This is a genomic window from Chitinophaga sp., assembly GCF_036569185.1.
GTDB lineage: Bacteria > Bacteroidota > Bacteroidia > Chitinophagales > Chitinophagaceae > Chitinophaga.
Map to the genome: position 1 here is coordinate 1 of NZ_DATCRD010000316.1, position 23,857 is coordinate 23,857.

Sequence of the window (23,857 nt, forward strand, 5' to 3'; positions counted from 1 at the left end):
GGATCAGGGCGGTAATCAAAATCTATGCGCCCGCCGCTGTTGGCCATACGGGAACCGTATCTTCCGTATACATCCGACTTTTCACCGGAAGCTGCCAGCGTATATTTATGTTCAAACTCCGTGGAAAATTTATACTGTGAATAATTCAGCGTGATATTGGAAAACAGTTTTGGCCCGTAGATGTGATTCCATCGTATAGCCGCAATAGTGTTGCCCCAGCCCACATAAAATTTCATTTTCTCGCCAACATATTTCGATGGGTTGCTGGCATATGATGTATCATCAACCGTTTGTTTCAGTAACAGGTTATCTTCTCCCTGGTAAAAGCTGAGAAATATGCGGTCTTTGGTAGAAAAGATATGATTCACTTTTGCATTGATATCATAAAAGAAGGCCTGGAAATCGCCACCATCGCCCAGTGTATTATCTGCTTTCATGGCGGCGTTCAATAAAATATCGGGGTACGAGCGGCGGGCAGATAACATGAAAGAGGTTCTGTCTTTTACAATAGGCCCTTCTATATTGAACTTGGCTGCAATCAGTCCGATAGAAGCATCTCCGTGAAATGTTTTCATATCGCCTTCCTTCATGGCAATATCCACCACGGAGGAGATCCTGCCGCCGAAACGCGCGGGGAAAGCGCCTTTATACAGATCGGTTGTTTTTACCACGTTGGCATTCAGCAGGGAGTATACTCCAAAGAAATGTGAAAAATTAAATACCGGGGAGCCATCTATCAGCACCAGGTTCTGATCAGGACCACCGCCCCTTACATACAGGCCACCGGCGCCGTCTGAACCACCACTCACACCAGGCAGCGATTGCAGCGTGCGCATCACATCCACTTCCCCGAGTAAGCGCGGCATAGCCTGCAATTCAGAGGTGTTCAGGTTTACCTTGCTCATCTGGGTTTGTTCCTGTAGCTTTACATTTTCCTTTCCGCTGATCACAACTTCCTTTAAACTACCCAGCGGCTGCAGGTGAATATTGATCATCTGGTTGCCTTTTGCAGCCACCTTTTGTACGAAAGGCTGATAGCCTATGTACGAAATCACCAGGCTGTTGGTATCTTTTACCGTGGTTAAACTATAAAACCCATACTGGTTGGCGGTAGTGCCCTGTTTAAGCACAGGCGAATACACCGTGGCGCCGATCAGGTTTTCGCCGCTTACCGCATCTTTTACAAAGCCGCTGATGGTGCGGCTGCTGCGTTGCGCAGGCGACAGCACTATCTGTTCGCCTACACGGGCAAACCGGATATCATCGGGGGCAAACAGTTCATCCAGTACTTTTTTTAGACGTTGCTGATGGATGGTTAAGGTAACTTTCCGGGACAGGTTAACAAGTTCCCTGCTGTATGAAAAATGAATACCATATTCTTTTTCCAGTAATCCACATACTGCCTCAATGGGCTGATCTTTTACTACTACCGTTACTCTTGTTTGCCAGTCCCACCCAAAAGCGGAGAGGGGAAAACTTAATATCAATATTCCCGTCAGCAGTTTTAAGGCTAACGACATAATATAGCTAAATTGAAAGTGTGACTACAGCTTTAGCTGACAACTAAAACCTATTTTAATTTGTATTGACGGTCGTTTACTTTTTCATATGAAGCATTCAGCATAAGTGCCAGCGATTTCATCACCTCTTCTGTCGACTCATCCGTGAAATTGGCCCGTACCGGGAGTTTCAGCAAGTCGGTGTCCATTACTTCCACTTTGATATCATACACTTCAGTAATAGTATGCAATACTTCTTCCAGCGGCGTATCCTGGAAAGACAATGATCTTTTGCCCATATCTGTTACATGAGATGCGATACGGAATGAAGGCCTGTTATCGTCACTCTGCAGCAACATACCATCGGTAAGTAATACGCTGTCTTTCTTATCATGATTAATCACCATTACCTTTCCGCTGCTAACATGCACTTTCAGGGTGGCGGCGCCAGGTTCATAGTTGATCATAAACCGGGTGCCCAGCACCTTTACTTCGTTACGCCCGAGGGCGATCACAAACGGGTTTTCTGCGCTGCCCTGTACATCAAAACTGGCGGCGCCGGTAAGTGTTACTTTCCGGTTACTGCTGCTGAAACCTCTTGCAAGCGCCAGCTTCGCTCCGTTGGACAATTCCACCTGGCTTCCATCACTTAACACCGTGTTTACAGGACCGGCATATACCTGCTCCGGCTGGTTGCGTGTAAGGAACCACCATCCTGCGCCTAATACCACCAGCAACACAGCGGCCACTTTCAGCCAGGTAAAACGTGATCGGGATTTCACGGCAATCAGCGCCGGCTTATCATCGATCTTTTCCCTGAGCTGCGACCAGGCGTAACCAGTATCTGCAGCCACTGTTTTTTCATTGGCAGCAGCTGTATCCAGTACCTTACCCAGTGATACCAGCAGGGCCATATTACCAGGGTCCCTTTCCTTCCATTCCTCTACCCACGCACGCTCCTCCGCATCTGCTTCATCCAGCAGATACTTGCAGAGCAAGGTGTACAGCGCCTCATCGGGCAGTGCCTCGTTAGGAAAAGATGGTGTCATCTGTTGTTGTAAGTTTTTACAGTCGTCGCCCTGCGGGCGGTAATATATTATTAAGACGCATGGGAAATACCGATGCCCCTATGCGCCTGAAAATATTTTCAGAACAGGAAACCTGTCAGCAATGGCAGGTACTCCTTCAGCTCCTCGTGGAGGATCTTTAGTGCTTTGCCCATCTGGTTTTCCACCGTTTTTACGGAAATATTCATTGCCTCCGCTATTTCTGCATATTTCATATGCTGCTGCCGGCTGAGGATAAACACCTCACGGCAACGCTCCGGCAACCTTTCCAGTGCCTGCCGGTACAGCCGTTCCAGCTCTTTTACTTCTTCTCCTGCGCCAACAGTGGTGTCTTTACTCTTCCCATACCCGTTCTCCTTTTCAGAACGCACAACATCCTTACGCCACTGGCTGATGGCGGTATTACGGATAGCAGAAAACAAATATGCTTTTACCGGCCCGGTAATGGTGATAGTATCCCTTTTTTCCCACAAGCGCAGGAATACCTGTTGTACTATCTCCTCCGCTACATGGGAATCCCCGGTGTAGTGGGTGGCAAAGGCCAGGCAATGAGCATGGTTTTCCTTGAATAATGCTTCAAATGTCTGGAGCTCGAGCATGATGAAGGGCAAATATAGGAAGGATTTTTACTTGCACGAATTTTTGTCCTGGCCCGGCATGTACAAAATTCCCCCCTCTTCTTGCTCCCAACCGGGTAATGCTTATCTTTGTCCCCGCAATGTACAACCTGATCAAAAAATTCCTCTTCCGCTATCCGCCGGAAAGTATCCACCACAGTGTAATGCGTGGTATTAAGACCGTTTATTCGTTACCGCTGGGAAAAAATATCCTGAATGCCTTTTGTGGCGTTAAAACCAAAGGCATGGAGCGCGAAGTATTCGGGCTTAAATTTTCCAACCCGGTAGGATTGGCAGCTGGTTTTGACAAGGATGCAAAGTATATCGATGAACTTACCTGCCTGGGCTTTGGTTTTGTGGAGATAGGTACTGTAACGCCGCTACCCCAACCGGGAAATGAGCAGCCACGGTTGTTCCGCCTGCCGGAAGACAAGGCCCTTATTAACCGCATGGGCTTTAACAATGAAGGGGCCGTTGCCGCTGCAAAAAGACTGCAACGCAAAAAGTCCAATATTATCGTAGGCGGCAACATCGGGAAAAATAAACTGACTCCCAATGAAGAAGCAGTAAGTGATTATGAAAAATGTTTTCATGCCTTATACGATGGTGTAGATTATTTTGTGGTGAACGTAAGTTCTCCCAATACGCCTAACCTTCGTGCCTTACAGGAAAAAGAGCCGTTGAAACAACTGCTGCACCACCTGCAGGTACTGAACGCGCAGAAAATAAAACCCAAACCCATCTTACTTAAAATAGCGCCGGATCTTACTACTGAACAACTCGATGATATCATTGAAATTGTAAGGGAAACAAAACTGGCGGGCATTGTAGCTACCAACACCACCATCAGCAGGGCCGGATTAAAAACGCCTGCTGCTGAAGTGAATGATATCGGCGCCGGTGGGCTCAGCGGGCTGCCGGTAAAAAAGAAAGCAACAGAAGTGATCCGCTATATTCATACACATAGCCAGGGCAGTATTCCTATTATTGCAGTGGGCGGTATTTTCACTGCGGAAGACGCCCAGGAAAAACTGGACGCCGGCGCTGCACTGGTACAGGTATACACCGGCTTTATTTACGAAGGCCCTACCATTGTGAAAAAGATCTGTGCAGGCTTACGTCAGTAAGTGGCATTCATCAGCGTTACCGCTACCATACCCGCCGTTTCTGTACGCAGGCGGGTATCGCCCAGTGATACAGGTACAAAGCCCTCTTCCAGTGCCAGTTTTATCTCTTCCGGCGCAAAATCGCCCTCCGGTCCGATCAGTATAATGGTATCTTTCCCCGGCTGCATCACCTGTTGCAACGGTGTTTTCTGCTCCGGCAGGCAATGTGCAATGAACCGCTGCGGGTCCTTATTATTTTTCACCAGTTTATCAAACGCCTGTGGTTCCTGCAGCACTGGTAAATAAAACTGTTGCGACTGCAGCATAGCCGATACCAGGATATTCTGCAGCCGTTCAGGTTTTATCTTTTCTTTCTCGGTACGCTGGGTCAGCAGCGGGATGATGGTCTGGATACCGATCTCCGTGGCCTTTTCCAGGAACCATTCTATACGCGAAGCATTTTTTGTGAAAGAAATAGCGATCCGCAATGCCCTGGCAGGCATAGGCACCGTTTCATACGAGCGTATTTTCACTACGCATTTCTTACGGTTATCATCGGTAATCACCGCGGTAAATTTATGACCGCGCCCATCTGCCAGCATCACTTCGTCATTCTTTTCATGACGAAGCACCTGGATACAATACTTGGAAGTATCCTCGTTCATAGTATATGCTGTGGCATCCAGCTGTATTTCCGGTGCGTAAAAAACTGACATACGATGGTTTTAATTATCCTGACCTGCGAAGATAATATAGGAAGATGTATATCTGCGTTACAGTTTCTTTGTTTTGATCTGGAACCGTGCAAACAGCAGCAGGGAAGCCACCAGTAAGCCCAGCAGCAGCGCCCACCATACACCTTCCACACCATACCCCAGTTTAACCCCCAGGAGGTAACCCAGGGGAATACCCAGTACCCAATACGCCAGCAGGGTGATCACAGTAGGAATACGCACATCGCCCAGGCCGCGCAGGATACCAAGTCCCACAACCTGCATACCATCAAACAACTGGAAGAAAGCGGCAATGATCAGCAAACGGGAAGCGATCATGATTACCTGCGGATCCTGGATATAGAAAGAAGGCAGCAGGTGATTACCAAATGTAAACAGCAGCGCAGCGGCCCCCATCAGCAACAGCACCATATGATAACTGGCAATAGCCGACAGGCGAAGTTCCCTGAAGTCCTTTTTCCCAAAGTTATTACCGCTTTTAATACCGGCTGCTGCAGAAATACCGCTGGCCATCATGTAGGTCATGGCAGCAAGACTCAAAGCAATCTGGTGAGCCGCCAGCTCCGCAGCGCCCATCCAGCCAACCATTACAGCGGCGCCACTGAAGGCGCTTACCTCGAAAAGGTATTGCATGGCCACCGGCGTGCCGATGCCCAGGATCTTTTTAATAGCAGCCGCCTGCAGGTTTTTAAATCCGAACGACTGCAGATAAGGTTTAAAACGGGGCGCACGCAGCACATAAAAAGCCATAGTAATTCCCATCACCAGGCGGTCTGTAAAAGTAGCGATCCCCACGCCGATCACGCCCAGGCGGGGCAAACCAAACAAGCCATACACCAATGTGATCCCTATCAGGATGTTGAGCACGTTCCCGATAATACTGATGTTCATGGCCTGGCGGGTAAAGCCCAGTCCTTCTGCAAACTGCTTGAAGGAAAGGAACAGCATCAGCGGGATAAACGAAAAGCCCAGGAAGCGCAGGAAGGGCCTTGCCTGGTCCGCCACATCGCCCTCCTGGTGCAGGAAAGATAAATGGCCGCTGCCCACGTAAATCACGGCCGACAACAACACTCCTACTACCATATTAATAATAAGGCTATGACTCAATAAATGGCCGATAGCGCCTTTATTGCCACGCCCGTTTTCCTGTGCAATCAGCGGAGTAAGCCCATACGACATCCCGATACCGGCCACCATAAATACGGAGAACAAACCATTCCCCAGAGATACCGCCGCCAGCGGTACCTTCCCGGTATGGCCAATGATAATACTATCTGATAATGCTACTAACGTGTGCCCTAACTGGGAAATAACTACGGGATAGGCTAAACTGAAATTGTCTTTGTAATGTCCCTTGTACTTTAAATACAGCTGTTTCATTGATTATTCTGTTATGCGGATTTTGTCGCGGATTTTGTCGCGGATTTTGTCTGACTCAGGATTCAGATGATTATGCTGATTACCTGGATTGGACTTTTGGGATTTTGGATGATTCGGGGAGATATCAGCGGATAAATATTTTACTCATATCTTTCAAAATTCTTCAAAATCCAAAAAACTCAAACAAGATTTAAAGATTTTGGAAGATATCAGCAGGCAAATATTCGCTCATATCTCCCCGAATCATCCAAAATCCCAAAAGTCCAATCCAGGTAATCATTATAATCAGCGTAATCCTGAGTCAGACAAACTTCGCGCGTATAAAAAAGGCCGGCGATCTTCGCGATGCCGGCCTTTAGCAATATCTTTTTTATGCGCTAAAATGGTGCATCTTCAAATCCTTCATCGAAGTTCATGTCATTCATTTTGGAGCCCTTCTGGATATACAGCTTCGCTTCATCGTTGCCGCCTCCGCCTTGCTGCGGACGGCTGATACCAGCGAATGGACTGCCTCCACTGGGGTTTTCCAGGCTGCCATCATCTTCAAAACGCTGGTATTCCAGTACGGCCCTGAGTTTGATGGTATCCAGCTGACCATTACGGTGCTTGGCTATACGAACGTGGGTTTCACCTTTATTGGATTCGCCCATTTCATTGGTGTTGATTTCATAATACTCAGGGCGGTAAAGGAACATTACCATGTCCGCATCCTGCTCAATGGCGCCCGATTCACGGAGATCGCTCAGCTGGGGCATTTTATTACCATCTTTACGCTTTTCCACATCACGGCTCAGCTGTGAGAGGGCGATTACCGGTACCTGTAACTCTTTTGCCAGCCCTTTCAGATCGCGGGAAATTTTACTGATTTCCTGTTCACGGTTGGAACCTTTACCATCGCCGCTGCCGCTCATAAGCTGGAGATAGTCGATGATGATAACTCCTACGCCGTGGTTGTGTACCAGCCTGCGGCATTTGGCGCGCAGCTCAAAGATGTTGAGAGCCGGAGTATCGTCAATGAAGATGGGCGCTTTTGCCAGGCGTTCAATACCATGGGTCATCAGCTTCTTCATTTCATATTCCTCCAGCTTACCACGGGAAATCTTTTCCAGCTTTATTTCAGATTCGGCCGAGAGGATACGTTGTACAATCTGGCCGGACGACATTTCAAGAGAAAATACCGCTGCCCCTTTCGGGAAGCGGGGGTGAAGGGCCGCATTACGCGCAAGGTTCAGCGCAAAAGCGGTTTTACCTACCGATGGACGGGCTGCTATGATGATCAGATCCGTCGACTGCCAGCCATAGGTCACTTTATCCAGTGAAGGGAACCCGGAAGGCACCCCGGTAATATCATCACCTTTATTCCGCAGGTCCTCGATACGTTTCATGGTGTTCACCAATACACGGTCGATGGAATCGTAGTTTTTACGGAGGTGATTATTCGTGACTTCAAATAATTTTGATTCCGCGCTGTCCAGCAGGTCAAACACATCCGCCGTGTCTTCATAAGACTCCGTCAGGATTTCCCCTGAAATGCGGATCAGTTCCCTTTGAATAAATTTCTGGAGGATGATACGGGCATGCGCTTCAATATTTGCTGAAGACACCACCATGTTGGTGAGCTTCATAACGGTAAATGGTCCGCCGATCTGTTCCAGTAAGCCCATGGATTTCAGCTCTTCTGTAACGGTGAGAATATCCACCGGCATCGACTTACCCGCCAGGCGGGTCATGGCACTAAAAATAATTTGGTGTGCTTCTACATAAAAACACTCTCCTTTCAATATCTCGATAACGGTGTCGAATGCACCTTTTTCCAGCATTACGGCTCCCAAAACAGCTTCTTCCAATTCTTTAGCCTGTGGTGGTATCTTGCCATACACCAAGGATGACACATCAATGGACGGCTTTCTGCGCACATTGCGGTCTTTCTTAAGATTGAGATCCATTTATGGTTAGTGTATTAAAAAAAGTTAATAAAAGGTTACTGTCAATGGGCCTTTCCTGTTGTTTTTACAATCGATATCTGCATTTTCCCGCATTCTATAGGGGCGATAGCTACGTTAAGAAATTGTAAACTTTTTCAAGCCGAGCAAACTAAGGTAAACGCATTTTTCCGATTAATGCCCTCTCTTTCGTTACTAAATTTATTAAGCCTCATACACAGGTTGTCCACAAGCAAAATGTCAGTTATCCACTGACAATACTATGGTTATCCACCAAAACACAGAAAATTCCCATGCAAAGGTCCGATTATTCACACACATTGTGGCAAAAGATTTTCCACATATTGAAAAAACACAGCACCATGGCGGTTTTAAGGCATTTTTAAACCCAAAGAATCAAAGTGGATAAGCCGCAAAGCCCGAAAATCAATTCTAGTTGTTAACTTTACGCCACTTATATAAACCGAGCAGATAAATGACGATTTCATACAACTGGCTATGTGAATATTTACCGGTAAAGCCTACACCGGAGGAACTATCTACCATTTTAACCAGGATTGGACTGGAGGTGGAAAGCCTGGAGAAATTTGAAGCAGTAAAGGGAAGTCTGGCTGGATTAGTAATCGGCGAAGTACTGACGGCAGAAAAACACCCCAATGCAGATAAGCTGAAACTCACCACCGTTAACACCGGCAACGGAGAGCCCCTGCATATCGTTTGCGGCGCTCCCAATGTAGCCCCGGGGCAAAAAGTAGTGGTAGCCCCCATTGGCGCCACCATCTACCCGCTGGGCGGTGAACCGCTTACCATGAAAAAAGCAAAGATCCGTGGAGAAGAAAGCCAGGGAATGATTTGCGCAGAAGACGAAATAGGCCTGGGTAGCAGTCATGATGGCATCCTGGTGCTCGACGCCTCCCTGCAGCCGGGTACTCCCGCGAGTGAAGTGTTTAAGCCCGCACAGGACCACATCTTTGAAATAGGCCTCACTCCTAACCGCATGGACGCCATGAGCCACATCGGCGTGGCAAAAGACGTTTGCGCTTTCCTTAATAATATAGAACAAACCCATAAATACCAGGTAAAGCTGCCGGAAATAAAAGCCCTGCCCAAAGCAGATACGCCTTTAGCCATCAGCGTTACCATCGAAAACACAGATGCCTGCCCCCGGTACAGCGGTATTTCCATCACCGGCGTACAGGTGGCCCCATCCCCGGAATGGCTGAAAGCCAGGCTCACTGCCATCGGCGTGCGCCCTATCAACAACATTGTGGATATCACCAATTTCATTCTGCATGAAACCGGCCAGCCCCTGCATGCTTTCGATGCGGCTGCTATAAAAGGCAACGCCGTAGTGGTGAAAAACCTGCCACAAGGCACTCCCTTTGTTACACTGGATGAAAAAGAAAGAAAACTGGACGCTACGGACCTGATGATCTGTAACGGCGCCGGCGAAGGCATGTGCATAGCGGGCGTATTCGGCGGATTACACTCCGGCGTAACAGATACCACCCATAATATTTTCCTGGAAAGCGCCTTTTTCAGCGCCGGCGGGATCCGTACCACCTCCTTCCGGCATGGGTTAAGAACCGATGCGGCCACCCGTTTTGAAAAAGGAGTGGATATATCCAACGTGGTATTCGCCCTGCAACGCGCGGCTGATCTTATCTGCGAGCTCAGTGGCGGTAAAGCAGCTTCAGACATCATCGATGTGTACCCCTCTGTAAAAGTAAAAACACAGGTGGAAACTACGTATAGCTATATCCGTAAACTCAGCGGTGGCAACTATCCTGATAACAAGATCAAAAACATTCTGCGCAGCCTGGGCTTCGACATCCTGTCTGAAACCGCGGAAGGCCTTCGTGTAGCCGTACCCTTCAGTAAACCGGATATCAGCCTGCCGGCCGACCTGGTGGAAGAAGTAATGCGGATCGACGGGCTTGATAATATTGAGATCCCGTCTAAAATTGCCATCTCCCCCGCGCTCTCCGCCCAGCCGGACGCAGAAAGGGTAAAGGAGAAAGTGGCCGACTATCTTGCCGGCAACGGGTTCAACGAAATATTCACCAACTCTATCACCAATAGTAAATACTATACGCCGGAAGTACTGGAACATGCGGTGAAAATGATGAACAGTCTTACCGTAGAACTGGATATCATGCGCCCTTCCATGCTGGAAACCGGCCTGGAAAGCGTTGCCCATAACCTGAACCGCAAAAACGAAGACCTCCTTTTCTTCGAATTCGGTAAAACCTACCGCGTATTGGAAAAAGGTTATGGTGAAAATAATCACCTGGTATTATATCTCACCGGTAAAAAAACAGCGGAAACCTGGATGCACAAATCCAGTCCGGTCGACTTCTATTTCCTGAAAGGATTTGTGATCAATATCCTGCAGCAACTGGGCTATAAGCAGTTCACCTGGGCGGAAAGCACTGAACCGGGCCTGCAGCCGTCGTGGGATATCAAGGTGAAAAACCAGGTGGTGGTTACACTGGGAGGCGTGCCCACAGCTAAACTGAAGCAGTTCGACATCCGCCAGCCGGTATGGTATGCTACCTTCAACTGGGATAAAATACTGGGACTCTTGCAAAAAAGTGATAACTTTTACAAGGAAATACCGAAATTCCAGGCGGTACGGAGAGACCTGGCGCTGGTACTCGACAAGCAGGTAAAGTTTGCCGCAGTAGAATCAGCGGCACGCAGTGTAAAATCCGGCCTGTTGCAACAGGTTAACCTGTTCGATGTATTTGAGAGTGAAAAACTGGGGGCTAATAAGAAGTCTTACGCCGTAAGCTTTACTTTCCTGGATCCCCAGAAAACACTTACAGATAAGGAAATTGATGGTGTAATGGACAAACTTATCAAAACGTTTGAAACACAGTTACAGGCGGAGATAAGAAAATAAGTAAATTGAAATGGTTCTGGAGCAATACATTCAACGTGTAGAAGAAAGATTGCACCTGCTGGTAAAAAAGCTCCAGCAGGTGCAGGCTGAGAATGCATTGCTGAAAGAAGAAGTAAGCATACAGCAACAGGAGCTGCAACGGCAGCAACAGGCGGTACAGGGACTGGAAGAAAGACTGCAACTGATGAAAATTGCGTCTACTGCCCAGGGCGGTACCACCATAGCAGAAGATGAAGCGTTCAAAAAAGAGATCCGCGGCAAGATCAATGATTACATTAAAGAAATTGACCGCTGTATTGCTTTGCTGAACAGCTGACCTAAAATCATACATCATGGAGCAACTCATTCCCGTTAATATCATAGTAGCCGACCGCTCTTACCGGATCAAGATCAAACCGGAAGAAGAAGCGGAGGTACGTCGTATTATGAAAGAAGTGAATGAGAAGATCGTCGATTTTAAAACTGCATATGCAGGGAAAGACCTGCAGGACTATATTGCTATGGCCCTTATCATGTACGCCACACATCCTGTAACCAGCGGCGGTAAAGCCCAGGCAAGCACTGCACCTTTTTTGCAGGAGAAGCTGGAGAAGCTGGAAGAGATTATCAACCAGGCATTGGGTTGATCACGTTACCCATTGCTTAACAATGAATTAGCTAATTGGCTAATTATCACGTATCAAAGACGCTTTAACTGCTATTTTTTTGTATTTTCGCGGGTCAGTTCTCGCCCCTGTCGTGTTTTAGCAGCGATATGGGTATGAGAATACTACATAAATCAAGTATAAATAATTTATATGAATGATGTTACACTTATCACGACAATAGCTGCAGTAGTGGCGTTGATCATCGGGATTGTGCTAGGTAAGGTGATTTTTGCCAAAAATACGCAGCATAAAATAGACGAAGCTGAGCAACAGGCTAAAAAAATCATTGCAGATGCACAGATCAGTGCAGAGAATCTTAAGAAAGACAGGTTACTGGAAGCCAAGGAAAAATACCTGCAACTAAAAAGTGAATACGAGAAAGACGTATTGCAGCGTAACCAGAAACTGGGAGAATCGGAAAACCGTATCAAACAGAAGGAACAGGCATTAAACCAGAAAAACGAGCAAATCCAGAAGCAATTAAACGAAAACGACGCTATCAAGGAAACGCTGAACCGTCAGATGGAACTGGTAACCATCAAACGCACTGAACTGGAAAAACACCAGGAAGAACATATCCGCCGCCTCGAAAAAGTAGCCGGCTTAACAGCAGAAGAAGCGAAGCACCAACTGGTAGAGAGTTTAAAAGAAGAAGCCCGCTCACAGGCCCTCTCTCATATCCAGGAAATCATTGAAGACGCTAAATTAAAAGCGAACAAGGAGGCCAAAAAGATCATCATCCAATCCATTCAACGTACTGCCGCAGAGCAAACCATTGAAAATACCATCACTGTATTTACCCTGGAAAGCGACGAGATCAAAGGTCAGATCATTGGCCGTGAAGGCCGTAACATCCGCGCCATCGAAGCGGCTACCGGTGTGGACCTGATCGTGGATGATACCCCTGAAGCCATCGTATTATCTTCCTTTGACCCGCTGCGCCGCGAAATTGCACGCTTATCGCTGCAACGCCTGGTACAGGACGGACGTATCCATCCTGCACGTATCGAGGAAGTAGTGGAAAAAACCAAGAAACAACTGGAAGAACAGGTAATGGATATCGGTGAAAGAACCGTTATTGAACTGGGTATCCATGGCCTGCATAAAGAACTGGTACGCCTGGTAGGTAAGATGCGCTTCCGCTCTTCCTATGGCCAGAACCTGCTCATGCACTCCAAAGAAACCGCTAACCTTTGCGCGGTAATGGCAGCTGAACTGGGCCTGAACCCTAAATTGGCCAAACGTGCGGGATTACTGCACGATATCGGTAAAGTACCTGATGAAGAAACTGAACTGAGCCACGCCCTCCTCGGCGCCAAGCTCGCTGAGAAATATGGAGAGCACGCTGCCGTGGTAAACGCTATCGGCGCCCACCACGATGAAATGGAAATGCAGTACGTGATTTCCCCCATCGTTCAGGCCTGTGATGCTATCAGTGGTGCACGCCCGGGCGCACGCCGCGAAATCATGCAGAGCTACCTGCAGCGTATCAAAGACCTCGAAAACCTGGCGCTTGCCCACGATGGTGTGGAAAAAGCCTATGCTATCCAGGCCGGCAGGGAACTGCGCATTATCGTAGAAAGCGATAAAGTTTCCGATGGAGACGCAGATCGCCTGTCTTTCGAAATCGCCAATAAGATACAAACAGAAATGCAGTATCCTGGCCAGATTAAAGTAACTGTGATCCGTGAAAAAAGAGCAGTGAATATAGCAAGATAGTTTTCTGATTTAATAATTCAGGAATTTGAACTTATATTGGAGTCCTCCGGTTTATCCCGGGGGACTTTTTTTTACAGAACAATCACTAAATTTTAGCAGTGTTATGAAAAAAACCTTTTTCAATTGTTTACTTGGAGCCGCCCTGTTACTGGGAACCGGTAGTGCATTTGCTCAAAAAGCACAGACTTTATTCAATGGTAAAAATCTCGATGGCTGGAAAGTATACGGTACAGAGAAATGGTACGTGGAAAAAGGCGAACTGATATGCGAAAGCGGCCCGGATAAAGAATACGGCTACCTGGCTACTGATGGCCAGTACAAGGATTTTGAGCTAACCGTTCAGTTCAAACAGGAAGCCAATGGCAACAGCGGCGTATTCTTCCACTCTTCACTGGAAGGCACCAAAATCACCGGCTGGCAGGCAGAAGTAGCGCCTCCTGATATGCATACCGGCGGTATTTACGAATCATATGGCCGCGGATGGCTCATTCAACCTGATAAAGAAAAAGAAAAGTACCTGAAAATGGGCGAGTGGAATACCATGAAAGTGCGCGTACAGGGCGATAACGTAACCACCTGGCTCAATGGTCACGAAATGATCACACTTAAAGACGAAAAGATCGGTGCAGCCAATGGCCAGATAGCCCTGCAGATCCACTCCGGCGGCGGTATCAAGGTAAGATGGAAAAACATCAGACTGGTGCCTTTAAAATCGTAACACCGGTTAAATGCACTTTACAGATAAAGTAATACTGATCACAGGCGCCAGCTCGGGTATAGGCCATGAGCTGGCGCTTTTGCTGGCAAAGGAAAAAGCCTGGCTGATACTCGCCGCACGGAACCAGCCTGCCCTGGAAGCAGTACGCCACCAATGCCTGCAACACACGCCCCACTGCGAAATACTCCTGATGGACGTTACCAGCGAATCGCAGGTGAATGAAGGCGCCCAACGCGCCCTGCAGCTTTTCGGGAAAATAGATGTACTTGTCAACAATGCCGGCGTTACGCAACGCTCCAAACTGATAGACACTTCCGTAGCCGCTATCCGCCAGCTGATGGAAGTGAACTTCTTCGGCGCAGTAATGCTCACCAAAGCCCTGCTGCCACATTTCAGGCAAACAGGCAGTGGGCAGATCATCGTGATCAGCAGTATGGCCGGATTAATGGGCTATCCCTGGCGCTCCGGTTACAACGCCGCCAAACATGCCTTACAGGGCTACTTCGAAACACTGCAAACAGAACAACCCATCCCCGGATTATATACCACTATCGTTTGCCCGGGACGCATCCACACTCCTATCACTTACTCCGCCATTACCGCCAACGGCGAGCCCTACGGCCAAATGGACCCCGGTCAGGCAAACGGCATCCCCGTAGACCGTTGCGCCCGGAAGATCCTAAAGGCCATGCATACACGAAAAAAGATAGTGCTCATTGCCCGGGAAGAAAAAATCCTGCTATGGTTTAAACGATATTTTCCACCACTGTTTTACCTGATTGCGCGCAAAGGGAATTAATTTGCAGCAAATTCAACAAACGTATGGACCTGTTACTGCAACAAATAGCTGCGGCTACCAACTATCTGCAATCCTTTTCCTTTGAACAGCCGCGCATAGGCGTAGTGTTGGGAACCGGCCTCGGAGAATTGGTAAATCATATAAAAATAGCGCATTCCATTCCTTACCAGCAGATCCCGCATTTCCCGGAATCCACCGTGGAGTCTCATAAAGGGCACCTGATCCTGGGGCATATCCACAACACCCCGGTAATAGCCATGCAGGGCCGCTTTCATTACTATGAAGGTTATACGATGCAGCAGATCACCTTCCCGGTACGCGTTATGAAAGCAATGGGCATCCAACAGCTGCTGCTCAGCAACGCTGCCGGCGGCATGAACCCCGATTTCAAAAAAGGCGACCTGGTACTGCTGGATGACCATATTAATATGCAGCCCGAAAATCCCCTGCGTGGCCTTAATGCACCCGCATACGGCCCCCGCTTCCCGGATATGAGCCGCCCATATAATCCTGAACTGGGCAGCAAACTGCAAACCGCTGCCGCTTCAATAGACGCCACGTTAAAAAAAGGAATATACGTTTCCGTTATGGGCCCCAACCTGGAAACAAGGGCGGAATACCGCTTTCTCCGTATGATTGGTGCAGACCTGGTAGGCATGAGCACTGTGCCGGAAGTAATTGTGGCTAACCAGTTGCAACTGCCCTGTGCAGCCGTTTCGGTGGTAACAGATGAATGCGATCCCGATAACCTGCACCCCGTTTCCATAGAAGAAATTATTGCCGTAGCGGGGAAAGCGGATAAACTCCTGAGCGGGCTTTTCGCGCGGGTCATAGCGGATTTTGCCTGACCCAGGATTATGCTGATTACAATGGTTCTTTAAATAAAATAGCGGCCTTGTGAGCCGCTATTTTTATCTGGAATTGTTTTTATTTTCCGGAATTTTCGTCTTTTTCATCATCTTCTTCGTCGTCCTCATCTTCATCATCATCGTCATAGTCCTCATCGTCTTCGTCGTCATCTTCATCCTCTTCTTCTTCCTCATCATCGTCATATTCTATACCCGGACCACTTATTTCCAGTAACTTTTCTCCTAAAATGGCGTCTTCCATGGTGCTGTCCGGCTCTTCATCACTATCATCATTGTCTCCTTTTTCGTCTTCCTCCTGTTCCTCTTCTTCCTGTTCTTCTGCTTCTTTCTCTTCTTCTCCGGAGATGATATCTTCAACAATACCATCCGGGTCTTCGCTTTCTTCATCATTGGCACTGGAAGCTGTATCTCTCACGGCATAAGGGTCTTCATCTTCCTCATCTGCCTCTGCCTCATCTGCTTCTGCCAGGCCGGTTTCGCTGTCCTCACCAAATTCTTCATTCACTTCTTCAATAATATCATCAAAGCGAACAATTTCATCGTCCGGTTCCACTTCTTCATCCTCGGAAGCGGGTGGTTCCTCTTCTGTGTTCGGGGTGGGCGAGGTGAGCTGGTCCAGCTGGTGGTCTGGATCCAGAAGCTCCCCGTCTTCCGATACCATCAGGGAATGGGCGGTTTCAGCGGTATGGTTGCCGTGTTCCTCCCGTCCTACGGTGGCGGTCTCATCATTGATGAGTGTAGGTTGTACCATTTCCTCATCAAATAATTCTTTCAGCTTGGGCAGGTCGGCCACGGAGCTGATCCCGAAATAGTCCATAAAGGAACGGGAAACAGCATATAGTAAAGGCTTCCCGGGTTGGTCTTCACTGCGTCCGGTGATCACGATCAGTTCTTTTTCCAGGAGTTTCTGGATAGAATAATCGGTGCTCACACCACGGATATATTCAATTTCGCCTTTGGAAATCGGCTGCCGGTAAGCAATAATAGCAAGGGTTTCCAGGGCGGCAGTAGAAAGGCGCTTCAGGAACTTATCCCCGTTGAGCTGGGCTACTGTCTGGTAATAATCTTTTTTGGTGAGGAACTGGTAGCCTCCCCCGCTGCTGCGTACTTCGAAAGCATAAAATTCAGAGCTGTATTTCTCCCTGATGGCTTCCATAGCGGCTTCCACCTGGTCCAGGTTGGTGCGGTCTTCCAGGAAAGCCAGCGCATTGTTGAGCAGATCCACTATTTCCAGCAAAGGTAACGGCCTGTCGGCTGCGAAAATTAATGCTTCCACGTGCGGGATGATCTGTGATATTTCCATACGTTAAACAGGAGGTGTGGATTTACAAAAAAGGTCAAAGACCGAAAATACAGTCTTTGACCCTAATCTGAAAATATTAATTCAGTTGTTGACTTAGTGTTAATAATCCCTTCAACAGCTTAGTTCGCCAATGCAGCAGCACCGCTCACAATTTCTGTCAGCTCGGTGGTAATAGCGGCCTGACGGGCACGGTTGTAGGAGATCTTCAGGGAACGAAGTAATTCGCTGGCGTTTTCCGTTGCCTTATCCATGGCAGTCATACGGGCGCCATGCTCGGAAGCATGGGAATCCAGGATGGCTTTGAAGAACTGGGTGTTCAGGATCTTTGGCATCAGTTCAGCAATCAGGGTATCTTTTTCCGGTTCAAAGATGTAGTCTGCTTTCAGTCCACCTTTATCTGTATTTTCCACTTTTGCAATCGGCAGGAACTGTTCTGTTACAAATATCTGTGTAGCAGCATTCTTGAATTCGCTGTAAACAATTTCAACGGCATCGTAAGTACCGTCTATAAAACCTTGCAGGGCCACGGCTGCCGCTTCTTTCACATGATCAAAAGTAAGATTGCCGAAAAGCTGCCAGAACCTGTCATTTACTTTGTAACCGTTCTGTACAAAATGATCATATCCTTTTTTACCAATCGGTAAGATTTCTACCTGGCCCTGTTCAAACTGCTCTGCATACTTTTCACGGATCACACGTTTTGCAGTTTTGATCAGGTTGGAGTTGAAGGCGCCGCACAAGCCCCTGTCTGAAGTGATAACCACAATCAGTACTTTTTCAACCTGGCGCTGCGCTGCCAGCGGCGTATCGATATTGCCTTCGCTGTTGGAAACAATATTCTGCAGCATTTCCTGGAGCTTTACGGCGTAAGGGCGCATCAGCATGATAGCATCCTGGGCACGTCTTAATTTAGCAGCACTTACCATTTTCATGGCCTTAGTGATCTGCTGACCAGATTGAATAGACTTGATTCGGTTACGAACTTCTTTAAGCTGTCCGGACATATATAAAAATCGATTACGAATTACAAATTATCAATGACCAATGCAGGGATAGCCTCCTGAATTTGGCTGCAAAGGTAAGCAATGGCAGTTTAATTTGAAAATCCATAGAAAGATAATTTAAACTTTCTTTATCTAACTTTAAATCAATTATTTATACATAAATAAATTACAATGTAATACTGGTTCCCAATACCTGCAGGAATGCTGCTATCCATTGCGGATGAGCCGGCCATGCAGGAGCTGTTACCAGTTTTCCATCTACTACTGCTTCGTATACATTCACGGATACATAGGTTCCACCGGATGCAGTAACTTCAGGCGCCACCGCAGGGTAAGCGGTGAGTTTCTTCCCCCGTACAACGTCGGCGGCAGTCAGTATCTGGATACCATGACAAACAGCAGCCACCGGTTTGTCTTCCAGGAAGAAGTGCCTTACCAGTTCCAGTACATTTTTATTCAGACGAAGGTACTCCGGGGCCCGGCCTCCCGCTATCACCAGGGCATCGTAATCCGCGCCGGCCACATCATTGAAGGAAGCATTCAGCACAAAGCCATGCCCTGGTTTTTCACTATAGGTCTGATCGCCTTCAAAATCGTGGATGGCTGTTTTGATCTTATCGCCTGCAGCCTTGTCGGGGCAAACCGCATGTACATCATGCCCAATCATCTGCAGCATCTGGAACGGAACCATTGTTTCATAATCTTCTGCATAATCTCCTGTTAGTAGTAATATCTTTTTCTGTGCCATAGCAATAAGAGTTTTATTACGTTAAAAAGGGTCACTGAAGATACGCATTTAGCTTTTAGCAAAAAATGCAGCGGAGACCATGGGTATGATCTCCGCTGCATTTTTTTACAAAAAAAGAAAAACAATTAATAGCCCGGATTCTGCCGGAATTCGTTCACTGATCTGTCGATCTGGTCCTGTGGAATAGGACGCAGCATATGTGTTATCCTGATATTGTTACGGGCATCTTCGTTGTGCAGTTTTACCCTTTCCACCAGTTTATGGGTACGGGTAAGGTCAAACCAGCGGAGTTGTTCTCCTACCAGTTCACGGCCTCTTTCATCCAGGATAAAATCGATATTCATATCAGCGGCTGATACGGTCATGGCATCACGGTTAGCCTGTGTTTCGGCTGGGGTGGCGCCAATGCGTGCAGCTCTCCAGCGGACCATGTTTACGAGATCGGCCGCCTCTTGTTTTTTGCCATCCATCATGAGCGCTTCTGCTTCTATCAGGTAAGCCTCCGCCAGGCGCATGGCAATAAAGGGTCTTACACCGGAGGCCTGGTTATCCGGGCGAAGAGCGTCGGCAAATTTGTTCAGGGAAGGATACAGTTTTTCTGTGTACTGTCTTGGCGGCACCAGCATATAAGGCTTGCTGGCAATCACGGCATCGGATACGTCATATCCCGGCATATACACAGCGGTATCCCCCATTTTCAGGTTATCGATGGGCGCATTGGTTCTCCACAGCACGGTGTAAAATTTCTCATAACGCACATCGTGAATCCTGTCTTTATACAGTGTATCCAACAGGAACTTTGTAGGTCTGAAACGCTTCCAGGGCGTACCGTTTGCCAGATCCCGCTTCATTCCTTTCAGCACATCGTACTGCATCAGGAAAAAGCGGCAGGCATTGTTATCCGGATAGCCATACAGCGGGTCGGTGGTATACTGCGCTGCCCAGATGGTTTCATCATTGTTTTCTTTACCCTGCGCCCATACCTGTCCAACATCAGCCAGTAATTTAAACCCGTAGTTCTTAATCACCATATCGGCATATTTGGCGGCATTGGCGTAATCGCCGGGTTTTGCCTGGGGAGAGGAAGCACGGGTCAGGTATACCCTCGACAACAAATGCTCTGCAGCAGGCTTGGTAGCGCGGCCCCATTCGGCCTGTGTGGCGGGCAAATCAGCGGCAGCAGCCTGCAGGTCACTGATCACGGCATCATAGATGGCAGATACTGAATCGCGGTACGCCTCTCTTACAATTTCCGTGTTCTCTTTCATACGTAAGGGAATGGCGCCAAACATCTCCATCAGCACAAAATGATAATGCGCCCGGCAGAACTTCGCTTCCGCAACGCCTTTTTTCTTTGCCGCTTCATCAAGGTCGGTGATCTTATCGGCCCTGTCAATTACCACGTTACAGGTGTTGATGGTTTGATAAAAGCTGTTCCATACTTCTCTTACGTGGTCGTAACGGGAGTCCAGCTGTGATGTATACTGGCTGGTGAATTTATAGTTACCATCAGAGCCGTTGGTGATGATATCTGTGCCTGTTTCCGTGAGTGTCATACCACGTTCTGTGCTATAGAAGTTGCGCATTGACACGTAGGAACCGTTTACGGCTGTCTGAAAACCTGCTTTGGTATTGTAGAAATCATCTGTTACGTTGGTGACTATCTTTTCATCCAGCATTTTATTGCAGGAGCTGGCAGCAACGGCCAGCAGTATGATGACAGGAATTATATTTCTCATAACGTTTTCTTTTAAAGATGGTTGATTTTAGAATTTGGCATTTATTCCGAACTGCAGCATCCAGGTGGCAGGGGCATCAATACCGATCACATTTACGTCTTCCGGATCAATTCCTTTCCAGGTTTGGCGGTAAGGCGCCAGGATCATTGGGTTCTTCACGCCTACGTTTACCCGGAAGTCCTGCATGTGCATGCTTTTCACGAGTGCGTCTGAAAAGGCATAACTCAGTGTAATGTTCCTGATCTTGAAGAATGAACCGTCGAAATAGCTTAGCGACTGGTAATTGCTGGGTCTTTCCTGGTTGGCATTAGGCCGTGGGAAATCGTTGGTTGGATTAGCAGGTGTATTATAGTCGATGTTCAGGTTGTTATAACGGCCAAACAGCGTATTATAGTTCTGGTAGAAATCACTTTTGATCATGCTTCCCATGCGTGCAAAGGCTACGATCGACAATTCAAATCCTTTGTAGGAGAAGCGCTGGGTGGTACCTGCGGACCATTTGGGCTGAGGTGAGCCCAGTATCTGGCGGTCGTTTTTGGCGTCAATAAGCGTATCCTTGTTTACGTCTTCCAGCCTGATTTCACCTGGCTTCACGTTGTACAGCTTAGCCAGTGCCGCATCTTTATCCTGCCATATGCCGGTCTTCTTGAAATCGTAGTACACATAGGTAGGCTGACCAACAAACCAGGCATTGCCCACGTCCGCAGTTCTGCCATCGCCAAGCGAAAGGATCTTTGAACGGTTGAGGAATAAGTTGGCATCCATTTTCCAGCTGAATCCATCAGGGTTGTCGATAATGGTAGCGCCCAGGCCAAATTCAAAACCACGGTTCTGGGAAGTACCCAGGTTCATCAGCACTTCATTGAACCCATTGCTGAAAGGCAACGATTGCGGCATGAGCAGGTCGGTAGTGCGTTGATTATACCATTCCACCACACCGGTGATACGGCCATTCAGGAACCCGAAATCAAGACCGATATCGGTAGAAGTGGTAGTTTCCCAGGTGAGATTGGGATTACGCAGTTGCAGCGGCACAAAACCCAGCACGCCTTTATTTCCGAAGGAATACGGAATCCTGCTCAGGCTACCCTGGGTAGCGTATGGATCAATACCTGTATTACCGATACGACCAAAGCTGGCGCGTAGTTTCAGGTTATCCAGCACTTTTTGTCCTTTCAGCCATTTTTCATTAACCATATTCCATGCTGCCGCAACAGAAGGGAAGTAACCCCATTTCTTTCCTGGCGCAAACCTGGAAGATCCATCCGCACGGAGGGTAAGGGTAAGGAGGTACCGGTCGTCATATCCATAGTTCAGACGGCCCATATAGGAAAGAATGGTCCAGGAACTGAGACTGCTGGTTACGCCTGTTACATTGAGCGACTGCCCCAGGTTGTAATATTGCTGGGTTTCTACCGGGATACCTCTTACGTTGGTAGTGGAAATATCCACATTCTGGCGTTGAACGCTGTATAAACCGGTAAAGCCGATATTATGTTTCTTGATTTCCTTGTTATAGGTGAGGATGTTTTCAATAGTATACGCCATGGTAGAAGCGTTTCCTTTGGACGCAGTAGCGTCGCCACCGCCGATCAGCAGGTTGGTATTGTTTTTACCCTGGAAGAGGCCATAGTTGTAGTTCTGGACATCCGGCCCCACGTTGAGGCGGTATTTCAGACCGTTTATGATCTCTACTTCTGCAAACAGGCTGGTAAAGATGCGGAAGCGTTTCATTAATTCAACGCGGTTACCTGGCACATAATCCAGTAGCGGATTAGGCTGCTGGCTGTCGCCGGTAGGATAAGTGATCAGTTTTCCATTGTCATCATAAGGAGCGGCAATCGGCAGCATTTTCAGCGCATTGTCAATACCGTTATAAGTTTCGCCGTTACGCTCGCTGTAAGCGCCTAACAGGGTAGCGCCCACCCGAACCCGGTCGCCGATCATCTGGTCGATGCCCACATTGAAATTATAACGTTCGTAATCCTGCAGTTTCAATACGCCCTGATCTTTGAAGTAGCCAAGTCCTACAGTGTACTTCGTTCTTTCGGTACCGCCGGCTACACTGAGGCCGTGGTTGGTCTGATACCCCGGGGAGATCATCAGGTCCTGCCAATCCACATTAGTACCTTTCTTGATATTGGCGTATTCCACCGCATTGAATATTTTTTTGTCGGAAGCATCCGGGTTGGCATCATCATATTTGCCGATGGTGCGGTTGGCTTCCCTGCGCATTTCAATGAAGCGGGTCGCGTCCATCATATCCGTTTCACCGAGTTGATGTACATAGCCATAGGAACCGCTGTAAGAAACCAGGGGTTTTCCTTCCTTGCCTTTCTGGGTAGTAATGAGCACTACGCCGTTGGCGCCCCTGGAGCCATAAATGGCTGTTGCGGAGGCATCTTTCAAAATATCCATCGATTGTATTACTCCTGTACCGATATCGCTGAGACTACCAGCGTAAGGAATCCCGTCTACCACGTAGAGCGGATCATTGCCTGCCCTGAGAGAGCGGCTGCCGCGGATACGCACCGTGGGCTCATCGCCGGGCTTACTGCTGTTATTAAGTACTTCCACCCCGGGAGCGCGGCCCTGTAATGCCTGCTGGGGGTTGGTAACCGGTACATCCTGGATGGCCTTGGTACCTACCGAGGAGATAGACCCGGTCACATCTTTTTTCTTCTGTGAACCATATCCCACCACCACTATTTCTTCCAGTTTTTTCCGGTCTTCCTGCAGAATTACGGAAACGATTGCACGACCTTTCACAGCTTCTTCATACGTGGTATATCCGATGTAGGTAAATACGAGCGTTGCATTGGCAGCGTCTGCAACTTTAAGGCGGAAATGGCCGTTGCCATCCGATTGAGTGCCTGAATTTTTCCCTTTAATGGCCACTGTTACCCCAACCAGTGGTTGCTTCTGAGCGTCCAGTACATTACCTTCTACGGTAACCGGGTTACTTTGTGCCTGGATAAGTTGGTAAAATAGCAAACAGGCTATCATACAAGTTAGACGTGAAAAAATTTTTTTCATAACGTAGTTTATAAATGATTGTAG

19 protein-coding genes are annotated in these 23,857 nt (G+C 47.9%); 8 read left to right on the forward strand and 11 right to left on the reverse strand.

Annotated features, from left to right (window positions below; all coding sequences use genetic code 11):
* From VIM72_RS24220 to VIM72_RS24230, 3 genes are all read right to left on the reverse strand, one after another.
* Positions 1-1,520 (reverse strand): carboxypeptidase-like regulatory domain-containing protein (locus tag VIM72_RS24220; protein ID WP_332005400.1); only part of this gene is annotated, 1,520 nt, incomplete at its 3' end.
* A gap of 50 nt (positions 1,521-1,570) precedes the next feature.
* The gene (locus tag VIM72_RS24225; protein WP_332005401.1) at positions 1,571-2,548 is read right to left on the reverse strand and encodes a FecR domain-containing protein; all 978 of its coding nucleotides are present in this window, start codon (positions 2,546-2,548) and stop codon (positions 1,571-1,573) included.
* A gap of 98 nt (positions 2,549-2,646) precedes the next feature.
* Positions 2,647-3,165 (reverse strand): RNA polymerase sigma-70 factor, encoded by a 519-nt coding sequence (locus VIM72_RS24230; RefSeq protein WP_332005402.1) that lies wholly within the window; start codon positions 3,163-3,165, stop codon positions 2,647-2,649.
* Between the two features lie 119 nt (positions 3,166-3,284).
* On the opposite strand from VIM72_RS24230, the gene VIM72_RS24235 reads away from it, so the two are divergent.
* Entirely contained in the window at positions 3,285-4,310 is a 1,026-nt protein-coding gene (locus tag VIM72_RS24235) for a quinone-dependent dihydroorotate dehydrogenase (RefSeq protein ID WP_332005403.1), read from the forward strand.
* Here VIM72_RS24235 and VIM72_RS24240 read toward each other — a convergent pair.
* From VIM72_RS24240 to dnaB, 3 genes are all read right to left on the reverse strand, one after another.
* Positions 4,304-5,005: a 16S rRNA (uracil(1498)-N(3))-methyltransferase gene (locus VIM72_RS24240; RefSeq protein ID WP_332005404.1), complete on the reverse strand. Its 702-nt coding sequence runs from the start codon at positions 5,003-5,005 to the stop codon at positions 4,304-4,306. The genes VIM72_RS24235 and VIM72_RS24240 overlap by 7 nt on opposite strands.
* Positions 5,006-5,062: 57 nt before the next feature.
* Positions 5,063-6,403 carry an MATE family efflux transporter gene (locus VIM72_RS24245; RefSeq protein WP_332005406.1) on the reverse strand — a complete coding sequence of 447 codons (1,341 nt, stop codon included), beginning with the start codon at positions 6,401-6,403 and terminating at the stop codon, positions 5,063-5,065.
* A 377-nt stretch (positions 6,404-6,780) separates the two neighbouring features.
* A complete protein-coding gene (gene dnaB, locus VIM72_RS24250) occupies positions 6,781-8,349 on the reverse strand; it encodes a replicative DNA helicase (RefSeq protein WP_332005407.1) in 1,569 nt (522 codons plus the stop codon).
* A 472-nt stretch (positions 8,350-8,821) separates the two neighbouring features.
* On the opposite strand from dnaB, the gene pheT reads away from it, so the two are divergent.
* The 7 genes from pheT (at position 8,822) to VIM72_RS24285 (ending at position 15,982) form a co-directional block, all read left to right on the forward strand.
* On the forward strand, positions 8,822-11,251 hold the full coding sequence (pheT, locus tag VIM72_RS24255; protein WP_332005408.1) for a phenylalanine--tRNA ligase subunit beta: 2,430 nt from the start codon (positions 8,822-8,824) through the stop codon (positions 11,249-11,251).
* A gap of 10 nt (positions 11,252-11,261) precedes the next feature.
* Entirely contained in the window at positions 11,262-11,567 is a 306-nt protein-coding gene (locus VIM72_RS24260) for a hypothetical protein (protein ID WP_332005409.1), read from the forward strand.
* 16 nt (positions 11,568-11,583) lie between these two features.
* Positions 11,584-11,877, forward strand: a complete 294-nt coding sequence (locus VIM72_RS24265) for a cell division protein ZapA (RefSeq protein WP_142683921.1) — start codon at positions 11,584-11,586, stop codon at positions 11,875-11,877.
* A 171-nt stretch (positions 11,878-12,048) separates the two neighbouring features.
* Positions 12,049-13,617 (forward strand): ribonuclease Y, encoded by a 1,569-nt coding sequence (gene rny, locus VIM72_RS24270; RefSeq protein WP_332005410.1) that lies wholly within the window; start codon positions 12,049-12,051, stop codon positions 13,615-13,617.
* A 103-nt stretch (positions 13,618-13,720) separates the two neighbouring features.
* Positions 13,721-14,335, forward strand: a complete 615-nt coding sequence (locus VIM72_RS24275) for a DUF1080 domain-containing protein (RefSeq protein WP_332005411.1) — start codon at positions 13,721-13,723, stop codon at positions 14,333-14,335.
* A gap of 10 nt (positions 14,336-14,345) precedes the next feature.
* Complete coding sequence (locus tag VIM72_RS24280) at positions 14,346-15,134, forward strand: SDR family oxidoreductase (RefSeq protein ID WP_332005412.1); 789 nt, start codon at positions 14,346-14,348, stop codon at positions 15,132-15,134.
* A 23-nt stretch (positions 15,135-15,157) separates the two neighbouring features.
* Positions 15,158-15,982: a purine-nucleoside phosphorylase gene (locus tag VIM72_RS24285; RefSeq protein WP_332005413.1), complete on the forward strand. Its 825-nt coding sequence runs from the start codon at positions 15,158-15,160 to the stop codon at positions 15,980-15,982.
* A gap of 79 nt (positions 15,983-16,061) precedes the next feature.
* Here the strand turns inward: VIM72_RS24285 and scpB are convergent, their stop codons facing one another.
* From scpB to VIM72_RS24310, 5 genes are all read right to left on the reverse strand, one after another.
* On the reverse strand, positions 16,062-17,306 hold the full coding sequence (scpB, locus tag VIM72_RS24290; protein ID WP_332005414.1) for an SMC-Scp complex subunit ScpB: 1,245 nt from the start codon (positions 17,304-17,306) through the stop codon (positions 16,062-16,064).
* Between the two features lie 119 nt (positions 17,307-17,425).
* Positions 17,426-18,310, reverse strand: a complete 885-nt coding sequence (gene atpG / locus VIM72_RS24295) for an ATP synthase F1 subunit gamma (RefSeq protein WP_332005415.1) — start codon at positions 18,308-18,310, stop codon at positions 17,426-17,428.
* A 166-nt stretch (positions 18,311-18,476) separates the two neighbouring features.
* Positions 18,477-19,058 carry a DJ-1/PfpI family protein gene (locus tag VIM72_RS24300; RefSeq protein WP_332005416.1) on the reverse strand — a complete coding sequence of 194 codons (582 nt, stop codon included), beginning with the start codon at positions 19,056-19,058 and terminating at the stop codon, positions 18,477-18,479.
* 125 nt (positions 19,059-19,183) lie between these two features.
* On the reverse strand, positions 19,184-20,797 hold the full coding sequence (locus tag VIM72_RS24305) for a RagB/SusD family nutrient uptake outer membrane protein (RefSeq protein ID WP_332005417.1): 1,614 nt from the start codon (positions 20,795-20,797) through the stop codon (positions 19,184-19,186).
* A gap of 27 nt (positions 20,798-20,824) precedes the next feature.
* Positions 20,825-23,791, reverse strand: a complete 2,967-nt coding sequence (locus VIM72_RS24310) for a TonB-dependent receptor (protein ID WP_332005418.1) — start codon at positions 23,789-23,791, stop codon at positions 20,825-20,827.
* Positions 23,792-23,857: the final 66 nt, after the last annotated feature.